This window comes from Lentimicrobium sp. L6, assembly GCF_013166655.1.
Classification (GTDB): domain Bacteria; phylum Bacteroidota; class Bacteroidia; order Bacteroidales; family UBA12170; genus UBA12170.
On record NZ_JABKCA010000030.1, the window covers coordinates 1 to 19,738 of the forward strand.

The following is a 19,738-nucleotide window of genomic DNA, read 5'->3' on the forward strand; positions in this document are numbered from 1 at the left end:
CACACTGGCACAATAACGTCGGTATGACTGGCACAATAACGCCGGTATATCCACTAAGTCTTCATTTTTTTTCTTGTCCATATAAAGTGCCCAATATTTGATTATGTATTGTAGATTAATCAGAACACAAAACTACATAAAGAGCTATTTATCAGATTTTTATTTAGAAGACAAAAAGTGGACAATGGTATTAAGGGTAGGGGGATAAAAAGTGGACAATTACATTTTTGACAAGAAAGTGACTAAATTATCATCTCTATTTAGATTTAATTTCTTTCTTAGGCGATATCTAGCTTTTTTGATACTCTCTGCAGATTGGAAAGTAATATCAGCTATTTCTTTGGTGGTCATATTCAATCGTAAGAAAGCGCATAAACGCAATTCATTGGGAGTAAGATCAGGAAAACTATTACTAAGGCTATTATAGAATCCAACATGTACTTCTTGAAACCGGACCTCAAAATCTTCCCAATTATCATCAGATATACTTTTATCTAATTCAATAATAATTTTTCTGATATAATCATTCTCTTGTTGTGAATTATCTATATCTATATTTTTTAGCTTACTTGATATATTTGAAATAAACTCGTTCTTCTTTAATAAGTACATTACATTTGTAGTGAGTTCCTTATTTCTAAATTCTAAGTTTTTAGATAATTTCTCCTTTTCAAGTAATGTATTTTTTTGTTCTAAAGTTTTCCTACGGTTTCTATTTCGTTGAAAAATATAGAGTGACAAAAAAGTAAAGGTAAATACTCCAGCAATTAATAATATTAAGAGATAAGTGACTTCCTTCCTATAATATTTAGCTTCTAATAGTGCTTTCTCTAATACTTGAGCTTTTTGCTCTTCTTCAAATTTATATCTCATCTCCAACAGATCCAATTCTTTGAGCCTATTATATTTACTAATTGAATCTTTAATCTCAATAATATCTTCCAAATAAAAATTGGTAGAAGCTAAATCAGACATTTCCTGAGAGATTTCTTTCAATTGTTCTAAGGCATATAGTTCTTGCAATCTATTAGATTGATCTTTCGCTCTATTCAAGCCTTCTTTAGCTAATTCTAAAGCTTTTGGAAAATTTTTAGACTTTAAATAATAATTGCTAAGGTTATTATATATCCAAGGAAATAATCTAATAAATTGATGCTCATTTGCAATTTCCATACTCATTTGCAAATATTCATAACCCATACTTAATCTTTCTAAACGAAGATAATCGTTACCGATATTAAGATAATTTATGGCCAACCATAGGTAATTATTATTATTGATGTTAATTGATGCCGCTTTTTGATAATAATTGATAGAAAGGCTATCTCCGTATTCGAAAGCATAAGAAATACCTAGATTATTATAAGTTCCTGCTGCCAATGAATCTTGATCATGCCTTAAAAATATACCTAAAGAACGATTATAATAGGATAAAGCATCTTCATTGAACTTTAGATTGCTTTTTAAATTTCCTAATAGATTATAACCTCTAGCCATTAAAATGCTATCCTGTATGGACATGGCATGTTCTAAAGACTGCAGAATTAGATTCTCAGCTAAATCGAATTCATAATCACCATATATTTTAGCCAACCAAAAATTAGAATAGGCCAATCCTTTAATATCCTCTAGTTTTCGAGATAATTCTAACGCTTGTCTTGCATATTTCTCAGATGATTTGATATCTGTCCAACTTGTTTTATCAGCTAATTCCAACAAAAGTTCAAGCTTTAATTTTTCATTATTTGTCTTAAATAATAGAGATGCGAGGCTATCTACCTTAGAATCTTCTGAGGCAAAAGAAGATGATACAAAAACACTTCCAACAATAATTATAATCTGAATGAATCTCAATAAAAATTTCATATCCCTTTTTTGATAGAAGCAAATATAGTTAATAATGCTCAACCTATTCTAAGGGATTTATTCAGGAAAACAAAAAGAGCCACCTTTTCACAAAAGCAGCTCCTCATATATCTAAAACCTCAATAAGAGGAATCTATCTAATTAGGCGTTCTTTAAAGCCTCAGCACCACCTACAATTTCCAGAATTTCACCAGTAATGGCAGCCTGACGCGCTTTATTGTATTTGAGTTTAAGATCACGCAACATCTCCTGAGCATTATCCGTAGCTTGTTGCATAGAAGTCATACGAGCTCCATGTTCTGAGGCAAATGAGTCAAGCAAAGTTTTATAAAACTGCATCCTTAAAATCGTTGGAATTAAGCTTCCTAAAATTTCTTCTTTTGAAGGCTCAAAAAGGTAATTAGATTCTGCTGCACCTTCTGCTTTCTCTGTTTGCAGAACAGGTAATAACTGTTCTGCAGTTACCAATTGTGTAGCTGCATTCTTGAACATATTATAAACCACTACAATCCTATCGTATTCTTTCTTTTTGAATTTGCTTAAGAGCTCCTCAGCCAAAGGGTATATAGTTTCAAATTTTAAATCATCCCAGAAATCATCATAAGAACCCACATGGCGATCTCCCAATTTTGCAAAAGCTTCACTGGCTTTCTTTCCAACGGTTATCACATCCACGTTTCCATTCCGATGTAAATCGCTAAAATTCTCTACCATTAAATGGCGAGTTTTCTTAATGATATTAGCATTAAAAGCTCCACAAAGGCCTCTATTTGAAGTAACGGCAATTAAAAGCACTTTATTCAAAGTTCTCTCCTCACCATATACATTATCTTCACTAGAATTTGCACTCGAGGAAACATTTTGCAATATCTCATTCAACTTATTGGCATAAGGGCGCATATTGACAATAGCATTCTGAGCCCGACGCAACTTACTTGCGGCCACCATTTTCATGGCACTGGTAATTTGCTGGGTCGAATTTACAGAGGCTATCCTCGTTCTTACTTCTTTTAAGCTTGGCATGCTGAAGAATTATGTTTAATATCTATTTAAATCTCTCTGATACAAGTGCTGCAGTGTCTGTTAACACCTTTGTAATATCATCGGTGTATTTTCCAGCAGCAATAGTCTTCAAGGTATCGGCATGATTGGTTTCCAAATGATGTATGTAATCCGCCTGAAAATCTGAAATCTTATTCACAGGAACATCTTTCAATAATCCCTTAGTTCCACAGAAAATGATAGCCACTTGATGCTCCACTTTCATTGGAGAGAATAGATTTTGTTTTAAGATTTCTACGTTTCTCTTACCTTTTTCTAATACGGATAAAGTAGCCTCATCCAAATCGGAACCAAACTTTGCAAAAGCTTCTAATTCACGATATTGAGCTTGATCTAACTTCAAAGTACCCGCCACTTTTTTCATTGGTTTAATTTGAGCATTACCCCCAACTCTAGATACTGAAACTCCCACATTAATCGCTGGGCGAATACCGGAGTTAAACAAATCAGACTCTAAGAAAATCTGACCATCAGTAATAGAAATCACGTTGGTAGGAATATATGCAGAAACATCACCAGCTTGCGTTTCAATAATAGGAAGTGCAGTCAAAGACCCTCCTCCTTTTACTATATCTTTCAAACTTGCAGGCAAATCATTCATCTGACTGGCAATTTTATCATTGTCAATCACCTTAGCAGCACGTTCTAATAATCTTGAGTGAAGATAGAAAACGTCACCAGGATAAGCTTCACGCCCTGGAGGTCTTCTTAATAATAATGATACTTCACGATAAGCAACCGCTTGTTTAGATAAATCATCATAAACCACTAATGCTGGTCTTCCAGTATCACGGAAATACTCACCAATGGCAGCACCAGCAAATGGAGCATAATATTGCATCGCAGCTGGATCAGAGGCCGTAGAAGAAACAATTACGGTATAAGCAAGAGCTCCTTTTTCTTTTAAAACCTGCATGGTATTAGCCACTGTAGAACCTTTTTGTCCAGAAGCTACATAGATACAATATACAGGCTCCCCTCTATCGTAAAACTCTTTTTGATTGATAATGGTATCAATTGCAATAGTTGACTTACCTGTTTGACGGTCACCAATGATTAGCTCACGTTGTCCACGCCCGATAGGGATCATGGCATCAATAGCTTTAATACCTGTTTGTAATGGCTCAGTTACAGGCTGACGATAAATTACACCTGGCGCTTTACGTTCCAAAGGCATTTCATAGGTTTTCCCTTCAATTGGACCTGCACCGTCGATTGGTGCACCCAAGGTATCAATCACACGGCCGAGCATTCCCTCACCTACATTGATGGAAGAAATTAATTTGGTTCTTTTCACCGTATCACCTTCTGTAATGGTATCAGCGTCACCTAATAATACAATTCCAACATTATCTTCTTCAAGATTCAATACAATACCTTTAAGGCCACCTTTTTCAAACTCGACCAACTCGCCAGCTTGAGCATTGGTAAGACCATAAACGCGAGCAATACCATCTCCTACTTGGAGAACAGTACCTACCTCTTCTAATTGTGCTTCATCTTTAAAACCTGCTAACTCTTGTCTTAATATTGCTGATACTTCAGCGGGTTTGATTTGAGCCATATCTCTATATTTTTTTCTTTATTTCTTCTAAATTAAACTTTTCCTACAAAAAGATCTCTCGAAAAATCTTCTTTTAACTTCCTCATTAAAGTACGTGTGCTGGCATCGTATTGATAGTCGCCTACTTTTACGATAAAACCACCTAATAAATCAGCATTTACATTCTCATGCAATACCACTGTTTTACCAGAAATCTTTTTGAGGAGTGCCATGATATCAGCTTTCACTTCTTTATCGATAGAACCAGAAGTAGAAACCCATGCATCAATAAGACCTTTATAATCGTTATATATATTGGTGAATTCTTTAGCGAAATATGCCAAATATTCTTCTCTACTCTTTTTTGCCACCAACATCATAAAACGAAGGCTGATGGGATCAGTATTTTTACCAAAAAGGCTATTCATCACATTTTCCTTTTTCGCCAACTTAATCACCGGGCTTTTGAGCATGTTTTCTAGCTCTTTATTCTCGGCAATAGTTTGAGAAATTAGAAACATATCTTCACCAACTTTTTCCAACTTTTTCTGTTCCAGAGCAAGCTCAAAAAGCGCTTTGGCGTATCTGTTTGCTAAGCGTGTTTGATTCATCTCTATTTAGTTTAGTTGCTTGTCAGCTTCTTTAATCAACTTATCCATCAAATCCTTCTTCTTAGTATCGGCAGATAATTCTGTCTTAATCAATTTCTCTGCAATACTGATAGATAAGTCTGCTACTTCGTTTTTCAACTCGGTAATAGCAGCCACCTTCTCTTGCTGAATGCGTTTTCTTGATTCTTCTACCAATTGTTGACCTTCCAAAGTAGCTTGCTGTTTGGCTTCTTTCAAAATGTCGTCTTTTAAAGCTTTGGCTTCTTTTAAAATCTCGTCACGCTGATTTTTAGCTTCTTTAATTAAAGCCTGATTATCAGACTGAAGTGCTTTCATTTCTTCACGAGCTTTTTTAGCTTCCTCTAAAGAACTGGCAATTTCTTCTTCACGTTCTTTTAATCCTCCTAAAATAGCAGGCCAAATGAACTTAAAAGTGATGAACAGCAATATGCTGAAGGATACCAACATCCAAAATATCAATCCAAAACCGGGACTAACTAATTCCATATATCTTTTTGTTTATAAATGAGCAATTAAAAAATCAAGCATCCTGACCTACCGTCAGGATACTTGAACCAGGGTTCGACTACAAGAATAAAATCAAGAGACAAACCACAATAGCAAAGAAAGCTACACCTTCGATAAGGGCGGCAGCAACAATCATATTTGAACGAATGTCACCAACTGCTTCTGGTTGACGGGCAATGGACTCAACAGCACCACGACCAATCTGACCAATTCCGATACCTGCACCAATAGCAGCGATACCAGCACCAATACCAGCACCTAATTTTGCATAAGGAGCGAAGTCAGCTACAGCTTGCAATAAAATGGTTAATAAAGACATAATTGTTTATTTATTGATTAGTAATATATAATTCTATTTCTTAATGATGCTCTTCTACAGCAGCTCCAAAATAGAGCGCCGATAATAATGTAAATACATAGGCTTGGATAAAAGCAACCAAAAACTCTAGTAATGACATAAAGATAGAAAAAGCAACACTGACAATACTCACACCATATCCAGCTACTGGTGTCATAGCACCGAAAATAAATATCAAGCTCATAAAGCCTAATATGATGATATGACCAGCTGTGATATTAGCAAATAAACGCACCATTAATACGAATGGCTTAGTAAACACCCCCATGATTTCTACGATAGGCATCAATGGAATAGGGAACTTCAACCACCATGGTACACCAGGTGTATTTACAATATGTACCCAATAGTTTTTATTGGCACTTAAAGTAGTAATTACAAAAGTGAATACTGCTAAAACTCCAGTTACCGCAATATTTCCTGTTAAATTCGCTCCTCCAGGAATGATAGGAATCAAACCTAAAAGATTATTAAAGAAGATAAAGAAGAAAATAGTGAGTAAAAATGGAAGGTATTTTTCATATTTCTTTTCGCCAATAGAAGACTTGGCAATATCGTCACGAATAAAAACAATCAAAGGCTCAAAAACACTCTGCATGCCCTTTGGGGCCATTCCTTTTCTAGTTTTATAGCTTTTAGCTACACTGGCAAAAATCCACAGCATTAGAATAATACTGAACCAAAGGGCTACGACATTTTTTGTGATAGAAAAATCCCAAGGCAATCCACCTTCAGTAATTTCTATAATTTCGTGATTGGCAAAATACTGTTGCGCATCGATATAGGCTATTTTACCTTTATGTCCGCCATCTTGCATAATTGCAAAAGCGTAAGCTACATCAGCACCATGCTCAAGATCATGTATCATCTCTCCGTTAGAATCGAAAAAAACAGGGATTTTATGGTGTGTTTCATGATCTACAAAAGCAGATGACATAAATGACAACAACTGTCCATCGTGGAAAATAAGAATTGGAAGAGGAACAGAAACATGGGTATGACCCCAATTTAGAATGTGCCATTCATAGGAATCTATGACGTGCTCAATAATCATTTTACCAGCGTCGAAAACCTCTTCATCGGCAATTTCATGAATATTTTCTTTATGCTCAGTGGCATGATCAGTATGTGCCATGCTTGATTTAAGGGCAAAACCGCTTATGGTCAGGGCAATTAAAAGTAACTTTATATGCTTCAAAATCATTCTTTTAGGTAAATAATCCAAATCTCAGTTTTCTGGCCTAATTAAACATGTGCAAGTTTACAAAAAAATCTCGTAAATATCACATGAAACAGTGATTTTGGTAGAGAAAGTCCGAAATACAAAAAAAGGGTCGATCCTTCTGGCTTTAACTGGAAATATTTAGCTATATTTTTTGTTGTTTTTATATGCATGCATTTGATTTTTTTATCATGCTATTGGGGTGCTATAGTTTTGTGCAAAGTATCTATAATTTCCTAATTTATAGGACAAGCATCACTTTCAAAAACCAGGAAAGGCCATAACTATTCCTCAAAGGCCATTTTTACTAGAAAATTATCATAACAAAAAAGCAATAAAAATTATCCCCCTCATCTCTCCCATTCATCAAAGATTTTCCTATTTTTGCAATCTTATGGAGAATTTTATTGTTTCGGCGAGAAAATACAGACCAGCAACCTTCGATACCGTGGTGGGGCAACAAAGCATCACCAACACCTTGAAGAATGCCATTAGCACCAATCACTTGGCGCAAGCATACCTATTTACTGGGCCTAGAGGTGTTGGTAAAACAACAACTGCACGTATTTTTGCTAAAACCATTAATTGCATGAACCTCGATGTGGCGAATACCGAAGCCTGTAACGAGTGTGAGTCTTGTAAATCTTTTGCCACTAATTCTTCCTTTAATATATATGAACTCGATGCAGCCTCTAATAATAGCGTAGATGATATTCGTCAACTGGTGGAACAAGTTAGAATCCCTCCTCAGGTTGGTAAATACAAAATCTATATCATAGATGAGGTTCATATGCTATCTACCCAAGCTTTCAATGCCTTTTTGAAGACATTAGAGGAGCCTCCAACTTATGTGAAGTTTATTTTAGCAACTACCGAGCGTCATAAAATTATCCCGACTATTTTATCTCGTTGCCAGGTATTCAACTTCAACAGAATCACCATTAGCGATATGGCTAAACACTTGGCTTATGTGGCCAAAAATGAAGGCGTTACTGCAGAAGAAGATGCACTTCACCTGGTAGCTGAAAAAGCAGATGGTGCTTTAAGGGATGCACTTTCAATATTTGATCAATTAGTGAGCTTTACTTCAGGTCACCTGACCTATGAAAAAGTGGTAGAAAACCTGCACGTATTAGACCAAGATTATTTCTTCAAAATCACCGATGAAATCCTCAAAGGAAATATCAGTAGCGCTTTGGTATTATTGAACCAGATTATTGACAAAGGTTTCGATGGACAACACTTTATCATTGGATTGGGCGAACACTTAAGATCATTAATGATTAGCCGTGACGAAGCTACCATAGATTTGATGGACACTTCTAATAATATAAAGGAAAAATACCGTCAACAAGCTCCTCAGTTTGAAACTGGGTTCCTCATTCGATGTCTTGAGATAAACAATCAGAGCGACATCAATTACAGAACAAGCAATAACAAAAGGCTTCTTCTAGAACTGGGATTGATGCAAATGTGCGGACTGGCCTCTGGCATGTTTGACAAAACTGGGGCTGAAAAAAAAAGGATTGACCTAAAAAAAAATGAAGTTCCAGAAAGCTTATTAACTGATAAACAAGACTTTGCGGACACACTACTTTCTCCCAACATAAACACAAATGTTCCTTCACCTGAAAACACTAGTGTTTCAAGTCCTCAGAAAACAGAGGAAAAAGCTATTGAACCAAGCCCAATACCAAGAGCAGACAGTCAAGAAAATACAGGACCAACAACAAAACCTTCCACAAAAGAAGACAAACCGAAACCATTAAAAAGAAAAATCAATAGAGGATTCAGTCGTGATTTGGGTTACTCATTAAATGATGAAAAAAAGGAAGCGGATGCCGAAGAAGATCCAATAGCCTATATGATAGGGAAAGAGCATATAGCCGAACCTATCGAGAAGGACAAGCTAGATGAGATTATCAATTCATTTATCAATGAATTGGAAGGTCAACCCAGCCTAAAATCGGTTTTACGTTCAGAAAAACCAGCACTAATAAACGACAAAGAAATAGAATTCAAATTCTATAACAAAGCCCAAGAGCAAGATTTGATGAGCCATGCAGAAGTTCTGTTGATGAAACTGCGCACCCAATTAAATAATTACCAGATTAAAATAAAAACTAGTATTTTAGCCACCGAAAATTTCAAGGCTGACGGGCCCATGGAAAAGTTTGAGCAAATGGCTAAAAAGAATCCTAATCTCCGCAAGCTAAAAGATGTACTAAAATTGGAAATCGAATTTTAAGAATCACAAAACAAACAATAGATAATAGTAAAACCACATTTATTGTTAAACCTTAATTAAAAAAAGATGAATTTTACACTCAAAACTTCTATATGGAGTTTGGCATTAGGAATGATATTGTTTTCCTGCAGCTCAGAAACGAGCAAAAAGACAACAAGTACTGCAGTTAAAGCTGTGGACCTAAAGAACATGGATCTCACCGTAAAACCTGGTGACGACTTTTTCCAATACACAAGTGGCGGATGGTTAAAAGACAATCCTGTTCCTGATGATAAAACACAGTATGGTTCTTTTACTGTTTTGTCTGACGAAAATCAAAAACAATTAAAAGCACTCATTTTGGAAGCTGCTGAAGCAGACGCTCCAAAGGGTAGTATTGCTCAAAAAATTGGTGATTTTTATAATAGCGGAATGGATACCACTGCAATCGATGCACTAGGAATGAAACCTATTCAACCTGCCATTGACAAAATTAATGCGGTAAAATCTAAAGAAGAAATCCTTCCTTTGGTTGCCGAAATGCAATTGAGCGGAATCAACCCTTTATTTTATTTCTTTGGTTCACAAGATGACCAAAACAGTTCTATGATGATTGCTAACTTCTACCAAGGTGGCTTAGGCTTACCAGATAGAGATTATTATACCAGCGAAGATGCACAAAGTACCGAAATGCGTGCCGCTTACGTGGACCATATGGTTACCATGCTAAAACTAGCTGGATATTCTGATAAAGAGGCACAAAAAATGGCTGTTTCAATCATGTCCTTCGAAACTCGTTTGGCTACTGCCTCTTTAACACGTTTAGAAAACAGAGACCCATTCAGAACTTATAATAAAATGCCTGTTACCGATCTTCAAAAGATGGCTCCAGGAACCAATTGGGATCAATATTTTTCTACTTTAGGCTTTGATAAACTTGAGGAAATCAATGTTCGTCAGACCGGTTTTATTACTGAAGTTGCCCAAATGGTAGATCAAGAAAAAATAGATACTTGGAAAAACTATTTAATCTGGAATCAAATTAACAGATCGGCTAATTATTTAAGCTCTGATTTTGAAAAAGCTGACTTTGACTTCTACGGTACTGTATTAAGCGGTCAGCAAGCTCAAAGACCAAGATGGAAAAGAGTTTTGGGTTCTACAAGTGGTTCTATGGGCGAAGCTATTGGCAAACTATATGTTGAAAAGCATTTCCCACCACAGGCTAAAGAGAGAATGATTGACTTAGTTGCAAACCTAAGAGTTTCTTTAGGTAATAGAATTGACCAATTAGAGTGGATGAGCGACAGTACAAAAGTATTGGCTCATGCTAAATTAAATGCTATTAGTGTTAAAGTTGGATATCCTGATAAATGGATGGATTATAGTAAACTTGATATTGAAGCAGGTCATTATTATGCAAATATTACCAATGCTAGAGTTTTCTCAGTAAAAGAAGAATTAGCAAAAATTGGCAAACCTTACGACAAAAGCGAATGGGGAATGACTCCTCAAACTGTGAATGCTTATTACAGTCCTAATGCCAATGAGATAGTTTTCCCAGCCGCTATTCTTCAGCCTCCATTCTTTTTTATGGAAGAAGATGACGCTGTAAATTATGGTGCTATTGGAGTGGTTATTGGCCATGAAATGACACATGGTTTTGATGACCAAGGACGTAACTTTGACAAAGATGGAAACTTGAATAATTGGTGGGCTGAGTCTGATGCAAAAGCATTTGAAGCCAAGTCACAATTACTAATCGACCAATACAATGCTTTTGTTGAGTTGGATACTTTACATGTTGATGGCCAATTAACATTAGGTGAAAATATTGCTGACTTCGGTGGTTTGAACATTGCTTGGGAAGCATTCCAAGAAACAGAGCAAGCTAAAAGCACTGAGAAAATTGATGGATTTACTCCACAACAAAGATTCTTCCTTTCTTATGCTGGTGTTTGGCGTTCCAACATCCTCGACAAAGAATTAGCTCGTAGATTAAAAGAAGATGTACACTCTCCTGGTGATGCCAGAGTAAATGTACCTTTATACAATATGGATGTTTTCTATGAAGCCTTTGGTGTAAAAGAAGGTGACAAATTGTATATAGCTCCAGAAGATAGAGCTGTGATTTGGTAGAACAAATATTAAGATATTTTTGAGTAGGCCTTCCATTTTGGAGGGCCTTTTTGTATAAAAGCACAAGTTTATCACTGTGCTTATCAAAGCTTAACAAATGAACATCATTCAGATTTACACAAACCAAGAACTCGTGAATCATTATTAAATTACTTCTTTATCTTTCTAATTACCCTACGATGAATCACCCCTTCAAAATATTGATGAGCAGGAAATATTAATGCAGCAATGATAACATTAAATCCTAATTTAATGGCAGGAGCTCCACCAGAATACATATCAACCCAAGGGTCAAGAGCGACCAAAAGGAATTCAAAAAAAAGTAAGAAGGTGAGAAATATCAATCCTTGCGCTTGTTTCTCAGAAACGTGTATGATGCCCATAACAAGAATAGCAGCAGCTAGTATCAAAAGGGCTATAAATATCAATGTATATTGAATACTATTTCTTCTGCTCTTTTCCTCTTGTGCAATCTTTTCTTCTTCTTTCAGAAGCTGTTCCTTTATTAAATTCTCCTGAGCTATTTCATACCTAGTCTGCATCCTTACACTAGCTTTGATATTATCACTACTCTTAATGCTATCCATCATCTCATGGTAAATCTCGAAATAAACCAATGCGCTATCCATCTGATTTTGTGTTTTAAAAATAGAATATAATAAATGAGACGCATCCCGTAAATTCTTTTTATAACCCAGTTCTGAGGCAATACCATAAGCTGTTCTACCACAAGACAAGGCATTTTGATAATCCTCCTCTTTATAGTAATTCAGACCTAAATTATGAATAGTATAACCTTCTCCATCTTTTACGCCTAGTCCACTATACAATTCTGAAGATTTTTTAAGATTAGTTTCCGCTTCGCTATAATTGCCCATAAGTGTTAATACCAGCCCAACATTACCATAAGACTCAGCCATCTGCCGAGGATTCCCCATCCTATTTCTTATTTTCAGAGCTAGCAAATGAGTTTCCAATGCCTTTTCATAATCATTCATGTCCATATAAATGGAGGCAATATTATTATAAGAATAGCCCATTCCCACACTATCTTTTATTTCTTCCTTTAACTTTAGACTTTTAGTGTAATTTTCGAAAGCCAATTCATCATCTCCCAAATCTTGATAAGCAGCTCCAATATTATTCAATACTTCTGCCCTACCATTTTTATTATTATTCTTTTCCCTGATAGCCAATGCTTTAAAATAATAGTCTAAGGCCTTTTTATAATCTCCTTGATTATCATAAATATATGCCAGGTTATTTAAGATGGCCGCCTTCCCATAATCTAAATTAATTTCTTCAAAACAAGCCAAACTTTGCTCATAATAGTCTATAGCTTTTGGAATATCCACCTTAAAATTATTATAAATAAAACCAATATTATTTAGCGTTATCCCCATTCCTTCCTTGTCACCTAATTCTTCAAGTATTTCATTGGCATTAACATATAAATGTAGTGCAGTATCGATTTTACCCATATCATTATAATAGCTTCCAATATTACTAATCGCCAAAGCCATCATAGCATGGTAAGCTTTTTCTTCGGTTTTGTTTTTTGCATGATTCATATTCTCTTTAGTAATGTCATAAGCTGAAAGACTATAGGCATGCATACTATCTGTACTCATCACATACATTTGATCAGCTATCTGTAAGAGAAGTTTCACATAGGTGGTATCCTTGTTTTCTGGATTTAACTCCAGTTTTAAGGAATCAATTTGTGATGCATTAACAATAAATGAAAGAAAAAGAAAATGAATTAGGAAAAAACCAACACGAAGCCTCATAGTTTATGATTAAAGAATATATATCTGTTTATATCAAACAAATATATATTTCAATGTTTTTCAACACCTTAAAAATAACAAATTGATGCTAAAAATTAACATTCACTATTTTCCAATTCCTATCAAAATTACTCCCGAGAAAAGAGTTATCTATATGGATATCTAGTATATAGTGCAAATATACTGGCACAAAAAAAACCAGAGCCGAAGCCCCAGTTTTCCATCAAAACAAATCGTATGTTATTTTTCTTAAGGAATATAAATATTGTCAACAAAGGTTCTTCCCTCTTTAGTTAATACTATAGTATAATTACCTTTCAAACTACTTGAGAAATCATAAGTTCTGTTAATAGCCTTTGCATCCTGTAATAACTCCCTAAAGGCCAAATCATCATTCTCATAATAGACTTTAACATCTACCTTTTGATTTTCTAAGGCATCATTACTAATATGCACCAACTGATCATTCACCACAATTTTAGGCTTAACAATACTATACTCTTCAGCAGCTACAAACTCGGCTACACTTTTATTCACTGAGAATGGAATCACTTTAATTTTCTCTTCGCTATCCAACTCAAAATAATAGTCCGCATCTGGAAGCGTGCTGAAATCCAATAATTTTGAAACTATACCGCTATTATTTATGGTCTCTTGATAGAGCGTAATACCATCTTCATCTTTGATAGAAAAATGAGTTCCCTCACTAATTTGTTGGATTTTAACCAAACTCTTAGCATTTACATCATTGCTTGAAAATGTAATTACTTCGCCCGCATAAGTATACAAGGCTGTAAATAGTGCTAGAATTACTAGACTTTGTTTCATTACGTTTTTCATTTGTTACTTTTTTAGTTTTTAATGTCAAATGGAACCGCAGGATGAAAAATAATCATTGGAATATATATTTAATAATTATTTTTATCATGCTTGTTTCATGATCGTTTTCTTTTTAATTAATAATTTATAACGAGGCAAATGTAGGACCGTTTTCTTATTTAGAATGCATCAATATTGACCAATATATTTGCTATTTTAACCCTACTTTAATGTTAAATAATTATTAATGTTAATATAGTACACTTTATGGTTAAATTTGCATATTTAATCTACGATAATTGCTTTATCTTTGAATAAGAATTAATAGAATATGAATACACAGAAACCAGCATTAGAGCATATCAACACTGGCTTTGGAAGCTCTCTAAAAGTACTACAACACTCTGGTCATGACATGGTGAATCAAGCCTCTTGGCATATTCACCCAGAAGTTGAACTTGTTTATATAAACAAAGGACAAGGAAAAGTACATATAGGTAATCACCTCTCTTATTTTAACCGCAGCCAGCTCTTATTATTAGGTGCTAATTTACCTCACCATGGTTTTAGCGATAGACTAACAACTAAAGGATCGGAAACCATAGTACAATTTAAGCCCGATTTTTTTGGAGAACACTTTTTAAGCCTTCCCGAAATGAAATCGATTAATATTTTATTGGAAAGAGCCAAAAAGGGGGTGAAGTTTCATAGAGAGACTAAAAAAATAGTAGGCCCAATGTTTGAGGAGCTTTATAAATCTGAAGGTTTAAAGAGAATTATCTTACTTTTAGAAATACTAAGCGAACTCACCTCCTCTAAAGATTATACCATTTTAAATGCCGATGGCTATACACTTGAGATTAGCCCACAGGACAGCAATAAAATCGACCTTATCTATAAGCATATTAATAAAAATTTTGAAAGGCCAATTAGCCTAGGTGAAATTGCTAATAAGGCCAGCATGACTGTCCCTGCTTTTTGTCGCTATTTTAAAAAGACAACCGGAAAAACCTTCACCAAGCTGGTGAATGAATACCGAATTGTTCATGCGACTAAGTTATTATTAGAAAGCAACAGTAGCATTACCGATATCAGCTATGAATGTGGCTTTAATAACTTTTCCCATTTCAATAAACTATTTAAGGAGTTTACTGGAACTAGTGCATCGCAATATCGCAAGGAGACAAAGTTGGTGGTGCAGTAGATTAGGTAATGAAATAATGATTGAATGGGTGAATGGGTGAATGATTGAATAAGGACCGAGGTCAATTGCACAATTTCATCTCCTTGTGCCATCGTGGCCATACAACAATACACATTTACCCTAAGAATTCCGATAAACAGGAATCATCTCCACACCCCTATCGGCAAGGCTTTGACGGGCTTTGTCATAATCTTGGGCAAAACCTAACATAAACCCTCCGCCACCGGAGCCACAGAGCTTCATACTGTAATCACCTGAATTTAAGCCATGTGACCAAACTTGACTAATCGATTCGGGTATCATTCTTTGAAAATGGTCGAACTCTATATGGCTCAATTTACTCAAGGACTCAAAGAACTCATTTCCTCTACCAGCTAATAAACTTTCGATGCATTCATTATTTGTAGGGATAAACTCCTCATTTACCATCCTCTTAAAATCTTCCTCTTTATAATTCTCCAAAAAATGTTTCACCAAAGGGGCTGTTTTACCTGGCTTACCACTATTGATTAAAAAGATAGCTCCATCCTTATTAAACTTATTTCGGGGGATGGCAACGGTTTCTATTTCGTTATTGGATTGAATAAGCAGTGGATATTGGATATAGCAGTTGAGAGGGTCGAGTCCGGAAGACTTGCCATGGAAGAAAGCTTCCATTCGACTGAAAATATCCTTTAATCTGAAAATACTCTTCGGACTTAATCTTCTATCGCTTTTTATTTTCTCTTCGGCATAGTTATCGTAAATAGCGGCCACCAAAGCGCCACTACTTCCTACTCCATATCCCTGCGGAATACTGCTTTCAAAATACATGCCTTTATCAATATCACGGTGTAGTTTTGTCAAATCCAAAAAACATCCAGCTCCATTATTCTCTTGTAGTTCTACCAGATGATTGGCATATTCTTTTAAGGAGCGATTACTTTCTTTGGCCCATTCAAAATCGGTATATTTATATTTGCTAATAAAGCTCAACTCCCCTTTAAAATGAGAATAAGGGATGGTTAAGGCCATGGAATTAAAAATAACCCCATACTCCCCAAACAATAATATCTTTCCGTAAAAAACGTTGCTCTTCTGTATCATTAGATCAATTTTTCTGGCCCTTTGCCCATACTATCATAAATAATCTGATGTTGATGACAAAGTGGTTTGAGTTCTTTCTCAATAAATTGAACCACCTCCAATTCATCCTTTTTTCCATAGATCAAATGAACATTGGGTCCGGCATCCAAAGTAAAGCATAAAAAATGACGGGTTTGTGATCTATAATTCTTAATCAATTGCAAAATTTTCAAGGTCTCGGGTTTCATTAAAATGAACCAAGGATCGGAAGCCATCATTAAAGCATGCAAACTCAAGGCCTCTGCTTCCACAACTTTAATAAAAGCCTCTTTATCTCCTTCCACCATGGCTTGAGCCAAGACTTTCATATGACGATCTGCCTGAGCTAATCTATCATCGCCATAAGGATGTCCTTCCATTAAGGAATGCCCAAGGCTAGAGCTCACTTCTTTTTGACCATTGTCTACTATTAAAATAGCATCGCTCAAATTTTCGAATGTAGCATCTACTTTTCCAGAAAAAGGAACCGCAAATTTATTATCCGTGTTTTCTTGAATCGACTTAGCATCTCCCCAAATGGCATAGCCACCATAAACGGAACGTGAAGCACTACCGCTTCCCAAACGTGCCAAATAACTGGCCTTATGAAAAAAGTCATCTTCTTTCTTAGGGCAAGAAAAGAAAGTCCTTTCCATATCGACCAAACAAAGAGCCAAAGCAGCCATAGCAGAAGCTGAGGAGGCAATTCCTGCAGAATGCGGAAAGCTATTATGAGTATAAATTCGTAAATCGAGTTGATTGAGATAGGGATAGATGGAGTCTAATGAATCGATGAACTTCCAGATACGTTTGGCAAAGGCTTCATTTGCTTTTCCTTCGAAATAAAATTCACGCTGAGGTTTCCCTTTTGCTACTTGATATTGTATGGATGTCTCGGTAAAAGATTCGGATAAACACATGCTCAAACTGGCGTTTTTGGGTAATTGTGTTCCATATTTCCCCCAATACTTTACCAAAGCAATATTGCTAGGGCTTTTCCATTTCACTTCTCCTTCTTGGATATTCTCTGGCAAAACCAAGCCTGGATTTTCGTAATAGTCGTTCAAAGCTTTTCTTTTTTGCAAAAATATTGATTTTATGGCAATGATTTTTCTTAAATAAGAATTAAATATTTAAGCCCAAGATAAATTCTTATCATTTTCCAAATGAATTAATGCTAACATAAATCTTTATTCTCAAAGAAACATCTGACTATTGAACAATGACCAAAATTTCACCACTATGGACACAAAGGGCATCACAAAGGATTAATTAATAAAACCTAAGCTAATTCAGCTTTGAGCCTTCCTTATTTACCTTTGTAGTTGAACTTTTTTAATTTCTTTTTTACAAGTTTATTTAGGCCACAGCATCATCCACAATCTCATTTTCTTCCACCTTCAAGTTGTCGATAATAAATTCTTGTCGATCAGGAGTATTCTTACCCATATAAAACTGAAGGAGGTTGGTTACCGCAGAATCCTTTTTCAGAATAACTGGATCTAATCTAATATCATTGCCAATAAAGTATTTAAATTCATCAGGAGAAATCTCACCTAATCCTTTAAATCGAGTGATTTCTGGTTTTCCTCGCAACTTCTCTATGGCTTTTTTCCTTTCCTCATCGGAATAGCAATAATAGGTTTTCTTTTTATTACGAACACGGAATAGAGGAGTCTGCAGGATATAAAGATGACCACGTTTAATCAGGTCAGGATAGAACTGCAAGAAAAAGGTGAGTAAAAGGAGTCGGATGTGCATTCCATCTACATCGGCATCAGTAGCGATTACGATATTATTATATCGTAGATTATCCATGTCTTCATCAATATTTAAAGCTGCCTGCAGCAAATTAAATTCTTCATTCTGATAAACAATCTTCTTACTCAAACCGTAGCTGTTCAATGGCTTTCCTTTCAAACTAAAAACCGCTTGAGTATTCACATCACGGGATTTTGTAATTGAACCACTCGCCGAATCTCCCTCTGTAATAAACAAAGTAGATTCTAGGCGACGTTCGTGTTTACTACTCAACTGAACCCTACAATCTCTCAATTTCTTATTATGCAAACTGGTTTTCTTGGCACTGTCTTTTACCAGCTTTTTAATACCAGCCATCTCCTTACGCTCTTTCTGATTTTGCATAATCTTATTCAGAAGGGCTTCTGCTGTTTCTGGGTTTTTGTGAAGATAGTTATCCAAGTTAACCTTCACCAAATCGTTAATAAAATTACGTACCGTTTGCCCATCGGGCTCCATATACTGGCTCCCCAGTTTGGTTTTGGTCTGCGATTCAAAAACAGGCTCTTGAACTTTCAAACTTAATGCAGCAACAATTGAAGTTCTGATATCGCTTGGCTCAAAAGTTTTATTATAAAATTCTCTGATGGTTTTTACTATGCTTTCTCTAAATGCATTTTGGTGGGTTCCACCTTGAGTGGTATGCTGACCATTTACAAAAGAATAATACTCTTCACCATATTGACGAGCATGGGTAAAAGCAAATTCAAAATCCTCAAATTTCATGTGAATAATGGGATAACATAAAGTGGCATCCAATTCATTTTGTAAAAGGTCTAGGAGCCCATTTTTTGCGACAAACTTGCTCCCATTAAAACTAATGGTTAAACCATTATTGAGGTAGGCATAATTCCAGAGCATCTTTTCAATATAGTCACTGATATATCTGAAATTTCCAAATAGATTAGTATCTGGGATAAATGTAATTTTAGTACCTGGTTTTTCTTCACTATCCTCTATTTCTCTATCTTCAATTAATTCTCCACGATGAAATACCGATATTTTCGTTTTTCCTTCGCGAATAGACTGGACTTCGAAATAAGAAGACATGGCATTTACAGCCTTGGTTCCAACACCATTGAGTCCAACAGCCTTTTTAAAGACTTTACTATCATACTTGGCTCCAGTATTAATCTTAGAAACACAAGCATTCACCATTCCTAGAGGAATTCCACGGCCATGATCACGAACCATTACTTTTCGGTCCTGTATCTCCACCTCGATATGCCTACCATTTCCCATGACAAATTCATCGATGGAGTTATCAAGTATTTCCTTAAGTAAAACATAAATACCATCATCGTGGGCAGAACCATCTCCAAGCTTACCAATATACATTCCGGGTCTGAGTCGGATATGCTCTTTCCAATCGAGTGATTTTATACTAGATTCATTATAGTTTTCAGACATCGCAAAAAATTTAGGCAAAAATAGCGGAAAGTATTGATATTGCTATCCTTTAAAA

General features: G+C 35.5%; 15 protein-coding genes. 3 read left to right on the forward strand and 12 right to left on the reverse strand.

What is annotated here, in order from left to right; translation table 11 throughout:
* Nucleotides 1-219: 219 nt before the first annotated feature.
* The 7 genes from HNS38_RS09045 to atpB all read right to left on the reverse strand — a co-directional run bounded on the left by HNS38_RS09045 (nucleotide 220) and on the right by atpB (nucleotide 7,166).
* Nucleotides 220-1,866 (reverse strand): hypothetical protein, encoded by a 1,647-nt coding sequence (locus HNS38_RS09045; RefSeq protein ID WP_172281399.1) that lies wholly within the window; start codon nucleotides 1,864-1,866, stop codon nucleotides 220-222.
* A gap of 141 nt (nucleotides 1,867-2,007) precedes the next feature.
* Nucleotides 2,008-2,889 (reverse strand): ATP synthase F1 subunit gamma, encoded by an 882-nt coding sequence (atpG, locus tag HNS38_RS09050; RefSeq protein ID WP_172281397.1) that lies wholly within the window; start codon nucleotides 2,887-2,889, stop codon nucleotides 2,008-2,010.
* Between the two features lie 22 nt (nucleotides 2,890-2,911).
* Nucleotides 2,912-4,492 (reverse strand): F0F1 ATP synthase subunit alpha, encoded by a 1,581-nt coding sequence (atpA, locus tag HNS38_RS09055; protein WP_172281395.1) that lies wholly within the window; start codon nucleotides 4,490-4,492, stop codon nucleotides 2,912-2,914.
* 32 nt (nucleotides 4,493-4,524) lie between these two features.
* Nucleotides 4,525-5,082, reverse strand: a complete 558-nt coding sequence (gene atpH, locus HNS38_RS09060; protein ID WP_172346332.1) for an ATP synthase F1 subunit delta — start codon at nucleotides 5,080-5,082, stop codon at nucleotides 4,525-4,527.
* 6 nt (nucleotides 5,083-5,088) lie between these two features.
* Nucleotides 5,089-5,589 (reverse strand): F0F1 ATP synthase subunit B, encoded by a 501-nt coding sequence (gene atpF, locus HNS38_RS09065; protein ID WP_172281391.1) that lies wholly within the window; start codon nucleotides 5,587-5,589, stop codon nucleotides 5,089-5,091.
* A 79-nt stretch (nucleotides 5,590-5,668) separates the two neighbouring features.
* Nucleotides 5,669-5,929 (reverse strand): ATP synthase F0 subunit C, encoded by a 261-nt coding sequence (gene atpE, locus HNS38_RS09070; RefSeq protein ID WP_172281389.1) that lies wholly within the window; start codon nucleotides 5,927-5,929, stop codon nucleotides 5,669-5,671.
* Between the two features lie 40 nt (nucleotides 5,930-5,969).
* On the reverse strand, nucleotides 5,970-7,166 hold the full coding sequence (atpB, locus tag HNS38_RS09075; protein WP_253939371.1) for a F0F1 ATP synthase subunit A: 1,197 nt from the start codon (nucleotides 7,164-7,166) through the stop codon (nucleotides 5,970-5,972).
* 418 nt (nucleotides 7,167-7,584) lie between these two features.
* Here atpB and HNS38_RS09080 point away from each other — a divergent pair, with 418 nt between their 5' ends.
* Nucleotides 7,585-9,438, forward strand: coding sequence for a DNA polymerase III subunit gamma/tau (locus HNS38_RS09080; RefSeq protein WP_172281385.1), 1,854 nt, complete (start codon nucleotides 7,585-7,587; stop codon nucleotides 9,436-9,438).
* A gap of 66 nt (nucleotides 9,439-9,504) precedes the next feature.
* Complete coding sequence (locus tag HNS38_RS09085) at nucleotides 9,505-11,556, forward strand: M13 family metallopeptidase (protein ID WP_216663680.1); 2,052 nt, start codon at nucleotides 9,505-9,507, stop codon at nucleotides 11,554-11,556.
* A gap of 149 nt (nucleotides 11,557-11,705) precedes the next feature.
* Here the strand turns inward: HNS38_RS09085 and HNS38_RS09090 are convergent, their stop codons facing one another.
* Nucleotides 11,706-13,346 (reverse strand): tetratricopeptide repeat protein, encoded by a 1,641-nt coding sequence (locus tag HNS38_RS09090; RefSeq protein WP_172281383.1) that lies wholly within the window; start codon nucleotides 13,344-13,346, stop codon nucleotides 11,706-11,708.
* A gap of 249 nt (nucleotides 13,347-13,595) precedes the next feature.
* Nucleotides 13,596-14,186, reverse strand: a complete 591-nt coding sequence (locus tag HNS38_RS09095) for a hypothetical protein (RefSeq protein WP_172346333.1) — start codon at nucleotides 14,184-14,186, stop codon at nucleotides 13,596-13,598.
* A gap of 310 nt (nucleotides 14,187-14,496) precedes the next feature.
* Between HNS38_RS09095 and HNS38_RS09100 the strand changes: the two genes are divergently transcribed.
* Nucleotides 14,497-15,369, forward strand: a complete 873-nt coding sequence (locus HNS38_RS09100; RefSeq protein WP_172346334.1) for an AraC family transcriptional regulator — start codon at nucleotides 14,497-14,499, stop codon at nucleotides 15,367-15,369.
* Between the two features lie 120 nt (nucleotides 15,370-15,489).
* Here the strand turns inward: HNS38_RS09100 and HNS38_RS09105 are convergent, their stop codons facing one another.
* The 3 genes from HNS38_RS09105 to HNS38_RS09115 all read right to left on the reverse strand — a co-directional run bounded on the left by HNS38_RS09105 (nucleotide 15,490) and on the right by HNS38_RS09115 (nucleotide 19,683).
* On the reverse strand, nucleotides 15,490-16,455 hold the full coding sequence (locus tag HNS38_RS09105) for a mevalonate kinase (RefSeq protein WP_172281377.1): 966 nt from the start codon (nucleotides 16,453-16,455) through the stop codon (nucleotides 15,490-15,492).
* Nucleotides 16,455-17,558: a diphosphomevalonate decarboxylase gene (gene mvaD / locus HNS38_RS09110; RefSeq protein WP_172281375.1), complete on the reverse strand. Its 1,104-nt coding sequence runs from the start codon at nucleotides 17,556-17,558 to the stop codon at nucleotides 16,455-16,457. Before mvaD ends, HNS38_RS09105 begins: the two co-directional genes overlap by 1 nt.
* 274 nt (nucleotides 17,559-17,832) lie before the next feature.
* Nucleotides 17,833-19,683 (reverse strand): DNA topoisomerase IV subunit B, encoded by a 1,851-nt coding sequence (locus HNS38_RS09115; protein WP_172281373.1) that lies wholly within the window; start codon nucleotides 19,681-19,683, stop codon nucleotides 17,833-17,835.
* Nucleotides 19,684-19,738 lie beyond the last annotated feature (55 nt).

Coding starts and splice junctions, on each gene's coding strand:
- HNS38_RS09105 (WP_172281377.1), bottom strand. CDS start 16,455: ATGATACAGAAGAGCAACGTTTTTTACGGAAAGATATTATTGTTTGGG.
- HNS38_RS09095 (WP_172346333.1), bottom strand. CDS start 14,186: ATGAAAAACGTAATGAAACAAAGTCTAGTAATTCTAGCACTATTTACA.
- atpH (WP_172346332.1), bottom strand. CDS start 5,082: ATGAATCAAACACGCTTAGCAAACAGATACGCCAAAGCGCTTTTTGAG.
- atpA (WP_172281395.1), bottom strand. CDS start 4,492: ATGGCTCAAATCAAACCCGCTGAAGTATCAGCAATATTAAGACAAGAG.
- HNS38_RS09085 (WP_216663680.1), top strand. CDS start 9,505: ATGAATTTTACACTCAAAACTTCTATATGGAGTTTGGCATTAGGAATG.
- HNS38_RS09100 (WP_172346334.1), top strand. CDS start 14,497: ATGAATACACAGAAACCAGCATTAGAGCATATCAACACTGGCTTTGGA.
- HNS38_RS09080 (WP_172281385.1), top strand. CDS start 7,585: ATGGAGAATTTTATTGTTTCGGCGAGAAAATACAGACCAGCAACCTTC.
- atpE (WP_172281389.1), bottom strand. CDS start 5,929: ATGTCTTTATTAACCATTTTATTGCAAGCTGTAGCTGACTTCGCTCCT.
- HNS38_RS09090 (WP_172281383.1), bottom strand. CDS start 13,346: ATGAGGCTTCGTGTTGGTTTTTTCCTAATTCATTTTCTTTTTCTTTCA.
- HNS38_RS09045 (WP_172281399.1), bottom strand. CDS start 1,866: ATGAAATTTTTATTGAGATTCATTCAGATTATAATTATTGTTGGAAGT.
- atpF (WP_172281391.1), bottom strand. CDS start 5,589: ATGGAATTAGTTAGTCCCGGTTTTGGATTGATATTTTGGATGTTGGTA.
- atpG (WP_172281397.1), bottom strand. CDS start 2,889: ATGCCAAGCTTAAAAGAAGTAAGAACGAGGATAGCCTCTGTAAATTCG.
- HNS38_RS09115 (WP_172281373.1), bottom strand. CDS start 19,683: ATGTCTGAAAACTATAATGAATCTAGTATAAAATCACTCGATTGGAAA.